Raw genomic sequence first — 14,352 nt, forward strand, 5'->3', positions numbered from 1 at the left:
CACCTCTTGGAGGCGCTCTTCCCGGGTCGGGACCGTACCGGGCGTCGTCCGGTGCACACGGACCTGCGACCGCGACGCGAAGGACCGCGGCAGCTCGGTCACGTCATTGCCGAGGAAGCGCATGACGTGCTGGTGGGCGAGGCCAACCGCGGTGTCGAAGGGCTGGCGCTCGGGGGTGCCGCTGCGGCGCTTCGCGGCGGCGCGCACCGCCTCGGTGTCACTGAGCAGCCGGTACACCTCGGGGTGGCGGGAGAGATCGAGCCGGTCGCGGACGTGGCCGGGCGCGCCCACCAGCAGCGCGGAGATCTGGCACCAGCCGTCCCTGGGAACGGGCAGCTCGGTGCCGAGGACCGGCGGGGGCGGGGTGTCCGGCTGCTCCGGGACGTGCGGGGGCTGCGGCTCGGAGACGTGCGGGGTGGACGGTGCCTGCGGCACCGGCGTCAGGGGCAGGTCGGCGGCCGGGGAGTGCGGGGTGTCCGGGGAGTGCGGCGGGGAGACCGGCGTCGAGGGGCCGGGCACCGGCTGCCCCGTGCCCGGGCGCGGGATCAGGGCCTTGACCGTGTCCTCCTCCAGCACCACGGTGACGGCCGGGACACCGAGCTTCCGCGTCCCCTCGGGGCCGCCGGGGTGGAAGACCTCGACGCCCACCTCGGGGCGTACGACATGGACCTCGACGCCGTGGACGAACGCGAAGAGCTGCGGCGCCAGGAAGAAGTCGTCGAACTCGTTGTCGTCGGGGGCGGCGCGGCGCAACTCGCTGCCGGCCGGGCGCATCAGCTGGAGGGCGAGGAGTTTGACGCGGGAGGCGTGCGGGAGGGGCACGTTGCCGTGCAACGTGCCGTCCTGCAGGAACTCCTTCTCGTGCGGAGGGGCCAGCCGGATGCCGCCCTCGGGGAGCCTCTTCTCGGAGGTGCTCAGCAGGATCCCGGCCGCTTCGAGTTCTTCCTTGGTGAAGCGGTCGCGGCCCGGGTCGATCTGGAGCCAGGTGTTGCCGGTGGAGCCCGGGGCTCCGAGCCAGGAGCCGTGGTCCTCGCCGTCCCGGAGCAGACGGCCGGCCAGGGCCTCGCGGACGGCCCGCGCGACCTCCTGCGGGGTACCGGTGCGCGGGGGCACGGTCAGCGGTGTGCCGGTCGCCGCCAGCGCGGCCAGTGCGGCGTTCAGGGAGAGGAACAGGCCCTCGCCCCGGGTGTTGTCCGGGTTCTCGGTGTCGTGCGGATCGAGAACGTCGTGGACGGTGCCGTCGTCGTCGACGTAGGTGGTGGGGTGGTCGTCCTTGTCCTTCGTCTCCCCGGCGGTGAACTGCGCGGGGGCGTCGAGCGCCGCCAGCTCCTCGACGGCGAGGCGTTCGTCCTCGCCGAGGTTCTTGACGAGCGGCGGCTCGGGGAACGACGAGGTCGGCAGGGACCGGGCGAGCTTCAGGGCCTGCTGCTCCTGCCGGGCGGTGCGCTCCAGCCGTTCGATGGCTGCCAGGTGCTCCCGCACGCGGGTGGTCGCCGCCTCGGTCTGCGGACCGGCCGCGGCCTTCTCCAGAGCGTCGCGGGCGGCGGTCAGCTGGGCCTGGTGCACCGCGAGGTGACCGGCGAGGTCGGTGAGGCGGACCAGGCCGCCCGTGCGCAGCTGCTCCGCGTACTCGGTCAGCAGCGCGGCGTCCTCGTCCCCCCGGGCGACGGCTTCCTGGATCGTGGCCAGTTCGGCGTCGATCGCCTCCCGGATCCGCCGGGCGGCGGTCAGCACGCGCTCACGGGCCTGGTGGAGGTAGGCGCTCTCGCCGTTCCGCAGCACGTCCTGGCGGCGCGCGGACTCCTGGTCGACCGCGTCCGCGGACGCGTGCGGCTCGGCCGCCTTCTCGCGCTGCACCAGGTCGAGCCCCTGCGCCAGGAGCTTCTCGCGGAGTTCGGCGTGGGCGGGCGGCACCGCGCCGCCGGTCCAGATACCACCCTGGGACTCGGCTTGCGCCACCAGCTGATGGACGGCGGGGTCCGTGAACAGGTCGTCGACGGGCGGATCGAGCGGTGTGGCCGTGGCGTCGTCCCCGACGGCCGCCACCGGCCGGCGGGTGGTCTTCTCCTCCTTGTCGTAGGTGTACGCCTCGGGCTTGCCCTCGGCGTCCGGGTTCCCGGCGTTGCGCTCGTGCCACTCCCGCAGTGCGTCGGCGCTGACGCGGGCCTTGTGGAGTTCGGTGCGCAGGCGGTCCAACTCGGCTCGCAGACCGGCACGTTCGATCTGGTCATCGACGAGGCGGCGCAGCGCCGAGCGGTAGGCACGGGCCGTGGCGTCGTCGGAGTGCGACGTGGTGACCGTGTCGCCGCCGCCGCGCTGCCCGCGTTCACGGAGCGCCTCGTACAGCTCCTCGTAGCGCTTCTCGGTCCGGGTCTCGGCCTCCTTGTACGTCTTCTCCGTCTCGACCAGCTTCTCCCGCAGGTCCTTGACGTGGTCGTAGGCCGTGCCGACGGCTTCGGGGAAGGTGGTGTCGTCGAGGAGCCCGGCTTCGCGCAGCACCCACTCGGGCACCAGCGCCAGGACCCCGTCGTCGGAGGAGAAGGCGGTGGCGGCGGAGCCCTCCAGGGTCTCGACGTGGTCGCGCAGCAGCGCGGCTTCCTCGTCGGGTTCGGCCGTGACCAGCTTCTGCTTGAGGCGGGCCACGGTGTTCTGCAGGGCACTCGATGCGGGCAGGTAGGCCGCCATGGCGGCCTTGAAGGCGTCCTTGCCGGACTTGAGGCCGTGCCGGGTGACGGTGGCGCCGACGAGGAAGTCCAGCGGGACCTCCACGAGGAAGCGGCGTTCCGCCTTGGGGGCCACCGCGGAGTTCGCGGAGTTGGCGAAGGCGCTCTGCGAGGTGGCGACGTCGCTGCCCTGGAAGGCCGGCGGGGTGGCGCGGTGGGAGAGGTTGCCCGCGTCGTTCGTGGTGTACGAGGGGACGACGCCGGCGCTGAAGCTGGATGCGGCGGTGTATCCCTCGGCGTGCTGGAACGTCTGGGTGACCCGCTGCTCCTTGGCGACCGTCGCCTCGTCGAGGACGCCGAGGATCCGCGGCCGGTCGCTCTTCGCCCGGGCGTGGACGGTGACGGTGGCGCGCGAGGAGCCGAACCACGAGCTGTCCTCGACGGCGGGCTGCTGCCATCCCGAACGGAGCGCCTCGGAGAGCATCTCGCGCAGCGCCCGGGAGGTGTTCTGCAGGTTGAGCTGGCGCGCCGCGCCGGTGCCGGGCCGGGTCAGGCTGCCGCCGCCGACGGCGCGGCGCTCCCCGGGCGGGGTCTTGGGGGTCCGCTTCTTCTCGGGGGCGGTCAGGGTGGTGGTCTTCCCGTCGGCGGCGTCGACCGCGGCGGTGACGTGGCGGAGCAGTTCCTTGGCACCGTGGGCGTCGAGGAAGACGGTGTGCTCGTGCGCCAGGACGTCGGTCAGGGCGCTGTTCCGCTGCCGCCAGACATCGGGCGGGACCGGCTCGTTCAGGGGCTTCGGCGGCTGCGTCGGCTGCCCGTTCTGCGGGGTGAGCTGCTGCTGGGGCCGGTCCGCCGGCTTCGGCCGGTCGCCGGTGGCGGCGGGCTTCAGCAGCGTCTCCGGGTGCGCCTGGATCAGCGTGCCGGCGTCCTCGGTCGCCCGGACGACCTTGCCGGACGCGTCGATGTGGGTCAGCTCGATGCGGTAGCCGACGGCGTAGTCGACGTAGGGGCCGGGGAAGGTCAGCGTCGCGGTCTTGCTGACCGCCTCGGTGCGTGTCACCGACCGGGTGGTGGTGGCGGTGACGTTCGCGCTGACCGGGAGGCCGACGCCCACGGCGCCGGGCTCCCGCTTGCCCTCGGCGGTGTTGGGATGGACGGCCGGGGTCTGGGTGCTGGTCAGTCCCAGGCTGACCGCCTCGGACCGGGAGAGCGCCTGCGAGCTGGTGTAGGAGACCGCGCGGTCCTCGTCGACCGAGGCGTTGTAGTGGGTCGCCCGGTAGACCGGGGTGTCGTCCTGGATCAGCCGCAGCCAGACGCCGCCGACGAGCGGGATGCCCTCGCGGACCAACTGGTAGTGGAGACCGCCGTTGAGGGCGTCGGGGGTCAGCAGCGTGTTCAGCTCGGTGCGCAGCGCGGCGCGGCGGCCCATGCTGTCCGCCGGGAGCACCGCATTCGCCTTCCCCTTCTCCTCCAGGGCCTTCACGAACGCCTCGACCACGGGCGCGGTGTCCAGTGCGCCGCGTACGGAGACGAACGCGGGCAGCTGCTGCGGCGCCTCCCACAAGGAGCTGTGCGGCAGCTCGCCCAAGCCGTTGGCGACCCAGCCCAGGCTGCGGGCATCGTCCCAGGTGAAGACGGACGTGTGGTCGCCCGCCACCGTGACGGCGCCGAAGCCGGTCCGGCTCCCGCCGACCCTCAGGGACTTCAGCCGCGCGCTGACGGCCCAGGTGATCGCCTCGTAGCCGACCAGCGCCATCCGGCCGGTACGGGCCTCGGTGAAGGTGATGCCGACGGAGAGGGAGTGCGAGGTGGATGTGGTGTTGCTGTGGTTGTGGAGCGTCCACACCAGGCCCCAGCTCTGTGACTCCTGGGTCGCTCCCGGCTCGCCGACATGGAAGGCGGTACCGCTCGACAGCTGACCCTGGATGTTGAGGGTGCGGGTCACCGAATTGCCGGTGCCGACGCTCAGGGCGCTCGGGATGGCGTGGCTGGCGGAGAGGTTGGTGTCGGCGATGTCGCGGACCACCGGGTTCAGCGGGTACGCCGTGAGCTGCAGCCGCGTCTCGAAGCGGAATGCGCGGCCGCGGTAGTGCAGCATGTCGAGGGTGCGGCCGCCGTGCGCCGCGGAGTCGAACTGCGCCTCCATCTGGTCGACGAAGGCCATCAGGTCGCCGTACTCCTGCGAAGCCCGGTAGGCGAGCCGGTCCTTGAGGTGCGGCGAGACGGCGCTGAGCACCTCCTTGGCGACTGCGGCGATGTACGGGCCGTGGCCGTTGCGGACGTGGGCGTGGAAGGCGTTGACGTGTGAGCGGGACGGGCGCGCGTGGCCGACCAGGGCTTTCGCCTGCGGGGCGGGCCACTTGGTGACGCCGTTCTCCGGGGTGTGCAGGGTGTTGCGGGCGATCTCCAGCGCGGTGGGCCGGTGCGGGGTGGCCGGGGTGGTCTCCTGCGGGGGCGGGGTGGGCTGCGGGAGCGGGCTCGGTGCGCGGTACGGCTGGCGCAGGTTGTGCGGCATCAGCGAGTCCGGCTGGAAGATCAGGACGCGGACCTTGCCGATGAGCTTGCCGTCGTTGTCACGGCCCAGTTCGATCTGGTGCGGGGCGATGTCGAACAGTCCGTCGGCCAGGGTGCGCAGCAGTTTCCGCGCCGTCGCGTGGTGCTCGGCGTCGAGCCTCAGCACGCCGACGGCCTCGTAGGCGTGGGAGCCCTTGCCGGTGCTGAGGGAGTACTCCGTGCCGGTCTCCAGCCCGGTCTCGGACTTGCGGCTGGTGCTGCCGCCGTAGGTGGCGGAGAAGCCGCCCATCACGAGGTTCGTGAGGGCGACCGGCTTGACCCCGGCATCGGCGCCGGCGCCGACCTGCCAGCTGGTCTGCGCCTCGGTGGAGTGGGCGAGGTTGCGGGCGCCGGAGGTGCTGCCGGAGGTGGTGACGTCCCGCCACAGCCCCGCGTAGGAGAGTTCGTCGAGGGTGAGGGTCATCGCGACGGAGACGCCCTCGTTGCGGAAGAGACCGGAGCGGCGGAGCACCACCATCGGCCCGGACGTCTCGACGCTCAGGTCGTCGAGGGGCTGGAGCGCGCGCCGGATGAGCTTGGCGCTCTGGGTCTCGACGCTCGTCGCGCCGTGGTGGCGGAGGAACGACTGGTCGTTGGCGAGCGCGCGGCGCTGCCTGGAGTTGGGCTTCGGGTACGCGGTCGGGCCGGTGGTCATGCCCAGGCGCTTGGCGAAGGCACGCACGGTGTGCTTGGCGACGAATCCCGGGTGGAACTTCCTGCTGCCCGATTCGGAGTCCGCCGGAAGCAAGTGCCTGACGTGCCGCTGGTCGCTGTTGACCAGCGCCCTGCGGGCGGCTTCGCGCAGCTGGCGGGCGAGCGGACGCGGGTCGCTGGGCGTCGTCGCGGTGACCGGCAGGTCCGACGTCTGCGACAGCTGGGTTTCCGGTTCCGAGAAGCTGGCGGACGTCGGGCTCGGGGGCTGCTCCCCCTCTTCCGGTACGAAGCTCAGGGGCCGCCGGGGCGGCGTGACCGGTGAGCCGGGCGGGGTGCCGGGGACGCCGGACGTGCCCGGGGTGTTCGCCGCGTCGGCGGCCAGGGAGTCGCGCCGCCGCTTGCGGAGGGGCTTCGGTGCGGCCGACGGGGAGCCGCCCACGGGCACGGACGCGCTCCGCCGTATGTCCGGCCTCTTCCCGTACAGGCCGACGCCACCGGAGTTGCGGCGGTGTCCGAAGGCCAGCACCGACGCGGCGCGCTGCGACAGCGGCCGCGGCGCCGGGCGCTGCGGCGGCCGGGACTCGACGGTGGGGGCGTTGAGACGGATGTAGTTGTACGAGCTGAGCAGCAGCTTGAGGTGGTCGGCCAGCTCCTGCGGCGTCTGCGGCGGTACGAAGTCCGGCACGTGCAGGGCGTTGGGGCTGTCCTTGCCGGTCAGACCGGGCAGGGCCAGCGGGTCGCGCTGCTTGATCACCCGGTTGGGGTCCAGGTCCGCCCATTCGCGGGCGGAGTCCATGGGGGTGCGCAGGACGGTGTGGGCCGTGAAGCTCTTCTGGAGCGGCGGGTGGTTCCCGGACCTCAGCTCCTGCGGCGTGCTCAGCTGGCTCAGCTCGTAGCCGGGCCGGAACCTGACGTTGATCTTCAGCTGGTGTTCGTAGAGCCCCTGGGCCGACTTGTCGGAGAGGCCGAGCTGCACCTGCCCCTTGCCGGAGGAGGTCATCGTCCTGCTGGTTCCGGCACCGATCTGGCCGGTCAGGACGGCCTGGGCCCGGGCGGGGCCGTTGTACGCCGGGCCGCCGGAGATGTTGACGGTGAGGCTGTTGCTGATCGTGTTGCTGTGGTCGTCGCCGACCGCGGTGTTCTTCTGGACCTTGGTCTCGCTCTCCTGGGCCGCGATCGTCTTGACGAGGGTGGCGGCCGCGGAGCGGACGATGTCGACGCTGTAGGTGAACACCCCGAGGGTGTTCTGCCGTGTGTCGACGACCTTGATCTGCTGGATGTCGCCGCGGATGGCGGGCACCAGGTTCTCGTGCAGGGTGAAGGTGGCGAACCGGTGCAGGATCTCGCCCGTCCCCGGCATGTCGGGGGTCAACTGACCGTGCACGGTGGCGACCTGGAGTGCCCAGTCCAGCAGCTCCGGGGAGACGACGAGGTGGTCGGCGGAGACCAGGTCGGGGAAGACGCCCTGCGGCAGGGTCAGGGACTTGGGCAGGCCGGTCGGGGCGACCGGGGGCTTCGCCGTCAGGGCGTCCGGGACCCGCCAGGAGAAGCCGCTGTCGACGGCGATCCGCACGGGGGCGGAGCCGGTCGGCCGCCGCACGCCCCGCTCGTCCAGGGTGTACGTGCGGCCCTCGTACACCACGTGGTTGACGTAGGTGTGTGACGGGCCGTCCGAGCCCACGGTGCGGGTGTCGGTCGAGGTGACCGAGTGCGCGGTGGTGTGCGTCGCCTGGTTGATGTTGCCGGTGGCGGCGACGGTGATCAGGCCGGTGGCGACGCTGGGCATCATCACACCGGTGTTGATGCCGATGGCGTGGCTGGACGCCTGGACGTGCGAGGTGGCGTCCTTCTGGTTGCTGCGCTGGCCGCCCTTCACCTTGACGGTGACGGCGTCCTCGTAGCGCGAGTACGCACCGTGGTTGAGGGCGCTGAGGGCGAACAGCCCCCTCCCGCCGGTGGCGGTCTCGTACAGGACGAACGCGCCGTTGCCCAGGGAGGTGGGCATCTCCCCGGCGCCGTGCTCCGGATGGGGCAGCAGGGTGTGCGGGCGGTGGGTCAGCAGCTTGAGGATGTCCTCGCGCAGCTCCGCGCGGGCTTTCCCGGCCACGTCCGTGACGCTGTTGGCGAGCTTGTCGGCGACCTTGCCGGCCTCTCGCAGCTCGATCTCGGTGCCGCCGACCAGCGACGCGTGCTCCTCCAGGCTCGTGCCGTCCTCGAAGGTGGTCCTGGCGCCCTTCTTGTAGATCTCCTTGACGTCGGTGGGCGTCAGGTCGAAGAAGACCGGGCGGTCGCTGTCACGGTGGTGGATGTCGAGGATCAGCTCCTCGACCGGCGTCTCGGACAGCTTGCCGTCCTCGTCACGGGACGCGAACACGGCTTCGCGCTGCAGGGTGTGCAGCAACTCCTTGTGGTGCTTGATCTGCTGCGCCTGCCATTCGGCTGCCCCGGAGGCGCTGACCGGGTGGCGCAGCAACTCCTGCTCCAGGAGGTACTTCTGGAGCTCCTTCTCCGAGGAGACGTGCGCCAGCCACTCCTTCAGCTCGTCGGCGGTGAGCGCGTCGGGGCGCTTGTCCTCGGCCTTGCCCTTGCCCTTGTCCGTGGTCTTGTCCTCGGCCGTGGTCTCGGAGGGCGGTGGCGTCGTGGTCCGCTGCTCGGCGGGGGCGGCCGGGTACCACGTGCCGCCGAGCGGTTCCGGCGCCGGGCGGCCCTGCTCCCGGTAGAGCCGGGCACGCTCGGCCTCCAGCGCCAGGATCTTCCGCTGGATGCGCCGGATCCGGTCGGCGTCGTCGTCCCCCGTGTCCGGCGCGGCCGGGGTGGTCGGCGGTGCCGACGGGGTCTGCTGGAGCTGCCGGTCCTGGGGAGTCGGGGTGCGCTGCTGGTTCGGCTCCTGGTTCTCCTGGCTCCGGTTCCGGCTCTCCTGGTTCTCGGTGGACCGGGTCCCCTGCCGGGCGGCGTCCGCCGGGGCCTGCTGAACGAGGTGCTGGTCCCGCACCTCGCGCTGCGGGGGCTGCTCCGTCGGCGGCTGCGGGACGAGGACCTGGGAGGCGAGTGCCTGCTGTTCGGCCGCGGGGTCGGTCATGAGGCCGGGGAACCGGTCCACGTCCTGATCGCCGTCGTCCCGCATCCGCCGGGCGGCACGGTCGTGGTCGATGGCCGAGGAGCTGCCGCCGGAGCTGTCCGAGGACGTGCCGTGGTCCGCCTCCCTCCCCTTCCGCTGCTGGACCGGAGCGGCCTCGGGCTCGTACGAGGTGCCCTGGCCGGGCGGGTCCTGGCGCTGAAGCATCCGCAGCCGGCGGTCCAGCTCCTCCTCGACGCTCTCCTCGTGCACCGTGTCCGTGCCGGGCGTCTCCTCGTCCGAACCGGCGGGCGCGTTCCGCCGCAGCGCCGCCAGCCGACGCTCCATCTCCTCCTCGACGCTCTCCTTCCGCACGGGAGGTGTGTCGGCGCCCGGCGTCTCCCCCTCCGGACCGGCAGGCTCCTTGCCCCGCAGCGCATCGAGCCGCCTCTGCAGCTCGGCCACGGTCACCTCCTCGCGCGAAGGCGTGCCGGGGGGCAGGTCGTCGTCCGTACCCGACACCGGGGCGTCGTCCGAGCCGGACTTCGGCGGGGCGGTGACGCTGCCGGGGCCGTCCTCCAGCAGGTGCGGCGCGGTGTCGGAGAGGCTGACGAGCGGGGAATCGGCCTCCGGTACCGGGACGGTGGTGCCGAAGCGATTGCCGTGCTCGGTCTCGTGCTGGAGCCAGCGTGCGGTGTCGAGGCCGTCCGGTCCCCAGGTCTTCTGGAAGGTGGTGAACCAGTCCTCGCGGGTGCGGGAGCCGATCCGGGTCAGGTCCTCCTGGGCGATGCCCCGGCCACCGGCCGTGCCGTGGAAGCCGTCGGCCCAGGAGTCCAGGCCGCCGGTGGCACTGATCTCGAAGTGCAGTCGGCTCAGCAGCTCGTCGCTGAGGCTCTGGCGGCCGTCCGCCCAGGTGGCGAACGCCTGGGGGGCCGTGGGCTCCTCGTCCGTCTGCACCCGGCCCGCGGTCGGCCGGGCGACGCCGTCCGTTGCGGAGCCGTCCTGCTGCGGGGCGGTGTCCGGGTTCTGCTGGGTCTGCTCGGCGGCGCCGGGCTGCGAGGTGGCCGCCGGGGCGTGCTGCTGCGACGGCGTGTCCGCTTCCCCGGGAGTCACGGGCACCGTGGCCTCGGCGGGCGCGGTGGTGGTGCCGGACGGAGTGGTCGCGGAGCCCTCGTCCGCCGGGCGGCCGAAGACCGAGTCGAGGGTGAAGACCGCGTCGAACTGGGCCGTCACCCGCTCGACGTGCTCGGTGACGAACCGCTCCCGGGCGTCGTGGGCGAGGTGCTCGGCCTCGTCGGTGGCCAGCGCCTCGGCCTCCGCGCGGGCCACCCGCTCCACCTCGGCCCGCGCCACCGCGAGCGCGAGCCGCTGCCGCACCACCGCCGGCTTCGTGTACTCCGACAGGAGAATGTGCGGATAGGCGGCGTCCCGGGGCGTCCTGTCCGCCCAGATGTCGAGCTGCCGGTGCAGGTCGTCGCCGAGCCGGCGCGCGGCGGTGCGCTGCGCTTCGGGGGAGGCGGTCCCCGTCCCGTCCAGCGCGAAGCCGTCCTTCAGCTTCTGCCGGACGTCCTCGGGCAGCCCGCCCAGCGCCTCGCCCCAGGAGTCCGCCACGTCCTGAACCGCCGTGACGGCGTCCTTCGCGGCCGTCTCCTTGGCGATCTGCAACTCCAGCTGGAGGTGCAGATCGGCCTCGTGGGGCGCCCGGAGCCGCTCCCAGCTCTGCTCCGACGGGCCGGAGCCGGTACGCGACCCGTTGCCCGCGGCGCCGTAGTGGTCCAGGCGGTCCTGCTGGTACCGGTCCAGCCACTGGCGGCGCAGCCGCTCGCGGCCGCCGTCGGAGAGCTGCGAGGCCGTCGCGGTGGCCATGGTGCCGTCGGACTCCGTCGCCTGCGTCATGGGACGCAGCGCGGCGGACCGCGCCGCCCCGTCGAAGATCTCCTCCGCGGCACGGTGGTGCACCACGTCCTGCACCGCGTCGCCGAACGCCTTGTACAGCTCCGGCAGCGCACCGGCCAGCGCCTCGCCCACGGCACCGGCCTGCCCACCCAGGTGCTGCCGGAGCGTCGCGGCGCTGAACGCGCCCTCGCTCAGCGCGTCGAGCGTGGCGATCAGCCGCTGCGGATCGGTGCGGAGCGCACCGTTGCCGATCAGCTGCTCCACGACGGCGGAGGCGTGCTGCTCGAACGCGTACTCCGCCTCTGCCAGGGCCGTTTCGCCCCTGGTGTGCGGCGGGGGCACCTCGTCCGTCTCGGAGCCCTTCGGGAAGACGGTGGCGGGGTCGGTCTCGTCGAGCAGGGCCCGGGTCTCGGGCGGGAGACCGCCGCGCCAGTTCTCGAAGGCGGCCTCGGCCCACTGGGAGAGGTGTTCCAGCGCGTGTTCCCGCACCCAGGCACGGTCGAGGTGGGCGCGCAGCCCGTCGGTGGTGGCGAGCGTCTCGTCGCCACCCGCCCGGAAGTGCTGTGCGGCGCGCTCCCGCTCCCGCTCGTACAGGCGCGTCAGGACACGGGAGCGCATCTCCTCGTCGGCGGCGCGGACCGGGGCGCCGCCCAGCCGGTCCGTGGCCCACTGCTCGAAGACGTCCTCGAAGAACGCCATCCGCAGGGCGTCCTGGTGGGCCTGGGACAGTTCGGCGTCGTACCAGCCGGCCATCCGCTTCTGTTCGGCCTGCCACCGCGCGGCGCGTGCCGCGGCGTCCTCGTGGGTGGACCACTGCGGCGCCTCGGAGAAGTGCTGCTGTGCCTCGGTGCTCGCGGTGAATTCCGTCAGCAGATCGGAGTGGAGCTGTGCGAGGAACTCCTCCTGCTCCTCCCGGAACGCGGCCTCGGCCGCCCGCTGCTTCTCCTCCGGCGTCAGCTCGACCGCCGGCCGCTGCTCATCGGCCGGCGCGTCGGCGCCCGGGGCGTGGCCCCCGGTCTGCTGCTCCTCATCGGTGGAGGCGTGCTGCGGCAGCTCCTGCTGCTGGTCGGCCTTCTTCCTGAGCAGCTGTTCCTGGATCCACTCCTGCCGCTCCCGCTCGGTCAGCGGACGCAGTTCGCCGGAGTCGTGCAGGTGCGGGGCGGACGTCCCAGCGCCGTCGACGGTGGCCTCGTGGCGGGCGTTGCGGACCCGGATCATGCGGTCCACCAGCTCGGTCGCCGACTCCTCGCGGAGCGGGGCGCCGCCGCCCTCCCCCGGCGTGTGCGGGGCCGTCGCGGACGGGCCGCCGCCCTCGGTGACCACGGAATGCGGCGTGCCGGGGGTGGTCGTGGGGTCCGAGAGCCCGCCGGTGCCGGTGGCGTCGGTGCTCGCCGTCGGGTGGGGTACGGGCGGGGCGGGCGGCGTGTCGCCGGAGGCGGTGACGGGGTGGGAGGCCGAGGTGGTGGACGTGTGCTCGACCGGGGGCTCGGCCGGGGCGGACTTCTGGTGGCTGGTGGTGACGATCGTCCGCGGGGACGGCGGCGGGGCGACGGTGTTGCCCGTCCCGCCGGACGCACGGTTGCTGCCCTGCGGCGTCTCGTTCCGCGTGGCGCCGGCGTGCTGCTGCTGCGACGCGGGGCCGCTGCCCTGCCCGGTGCCCGGTGTGCCGGAACCGGGCACCGGGGATTGCCCGTCGGTCACCACCGGGGTCACAGGGGTCACGGGAGGGGCCCCCGCGTCGGTCGGTGAGTCGGCCTGAGCGTCGGTCTGGGAGTCGGTCTTCGGGTCGGACGGGGAGTGCACGTCGTTGTCGGTGACGGAGGACGTCTCCACGTGGTGCGCGGCGGACGTGCCCGCCGTCGGATCCGCCGTCGGATGCGTCGGGCCCGTCACACCGTCGGAGCTGGTGAGCGACGCCTCGTCCGTCCCGCTGTCGTGGAGGGTGGGGGAAGCGGAGTTCTGGTCCGTGGTGCTGACGGTGGGGACGGTCGGCGGGGCGGCGGGCGGGTCGGTCATCATCGGCGCGACCGCGTTCGACGTCGACGGGCCGAAGACGTGGTCCTTGAAGTTCTTGAGGCCGCTGCCGACCGCGCCCAGCGCCGGATGGATGACGTGCTTCTGCACCGGAGGCATCGCGTACTCGCCCAGGCCACGACCGGCCGCGCCCATGGCCATCCCGCCGAGGAACGCGCCGCCCGTCGTCTCGAACTTGCCGTTGTAGACGTAGTTGACGACCGCGTCGGACAGGGCGTTGTTGGCGCCGTCCGTGAGCGTGCCCGCGGCGGTCCCGGCGAGGCGGTAGCGGAGGTTGCCTTCGAGGTGGTCGCGGAGCGCGGCGTTCATCGCGTCGGGCACCTCGTGCGTGAACACCTTCACGCCGTCCGCGCCGAGCTGCTTCTCGTACTGCTTCAAGGTGGTGCCCAGCGCGTCCTTGACGGCGCTGCGCTCCGCGTCGGTCCCCCAGTGCTTGACGACCTCGCGGCCCCAGGCGCGGCCCATCTCCCGCGCCTCGCTCTCGGCCAGCCCCCTGGCCTCGCCGCCGAACGCCTTGCCGCCGCCCAGATGCTTGGCGAACAGGTCGGCGGACTTCTCGGTGAAGGCATGGGCGATGGTGCCCTTGCCGCCCTCCAGGCTCTTGCCGAAGCCCTTGGACAGCTCCGCCTGGGTGTTGCTGATGAGCTTGCCGAAGTCCTTGCCGAACGCCTGGCTCTCGGCCTTGCCGAGCACGTTCCCGAGGTCGCCCGCACCGGCCTTGGCCGCGCCCCCGGCGGCGGCGTGCTCGAAGACGTCTCCCAGCTCCTTGCCGAGCGCCCCCGACACCCCGGTGCCGATCTTGTTGCCGAGCCACTTGCCGATGCCCACGCCGACGAGGTCGAACGGCGCGGCGATGGCGCCGCCGATCGCCCCGGCCACCGCCGCCTGCGTCAGCAGCTTCTGGTCGAAGCCGTCGCGGTGGCCCTGCCCGATCTGGATGCCCTGGACGGCGGCGTCCACGGCGGCGCCCACCCCGGCACCGATGGCCGCCTGCGTCGCGATGGACCGCAGCAGCGCCATGATCAGGTTCCGGATGAACTCCCGGACCAGCGTGTACTCGAAGCTCAGGCCGAGCATCACCTCGGGGCCGAAGAAAAAGCTCAAGAACACCATGGCGGCCTGCATCGCGATCAGGGCGATGGCCTGCCCGATGATCGACCACTTCGTGTGTTCCACATCGGTGGCCGTGTCCCGGGCGTTCTTGGCGAGCTGCTCGCACTGTTTCGCCGAGGCGTCCAGGATCGACGTGTCCCCGCTGCACAGGTAGTCCACCCAGTCCGCGAACTTCTGGGCGCTCTCCCCGCTGAAGTTCAGGCTGACGCCCCGGGCGATGTCGACGAAGTACTCCTCCGCCTTCCGCAGATCGCCCGCGGTCCGCAGATACGCGGCGTCCGCCTCCCGCAGCAGGTCCTCGTTGGCCTGCGGCCATTTCATGCCCAACGTGTTGAGGAGGTTGATGACTTCCTGGGAGGGCATGAGGGCCACGGCCGACCCCTTTCT

General features: G+C 72.7%; 1 protein-coding gene (only partly in view). It reads right to left on the minus strand.

What is annotated here, in order from left to right:
* On the minus strand, window positions 1–14,328 hold the start of the coding sequence (locus tag ACF1BH_RS13620) for a protein-glutamine glutaminase family protein (protein WP_391642667.1). The gene continues 24,294 nt to the left of window position 1, outside the view; only the first 14,328 of its 38,622 coding nucleotides appear in the window; the start codon lies at window positions 14,326–14,328; its stop codon lies off the left edge, out of view.
* Between the last annotated feature and the right edge of the window lie 24 nt (window positions 14,329–14,352).

Source organism: Streptomyces sp. NPDC014733, assembly GCF_043083385.1.
GTDB lineage: Bacteria > Actinomycetota > Actinomycetes > Streptomycetales > Streptomycetaceae > Streptomyces.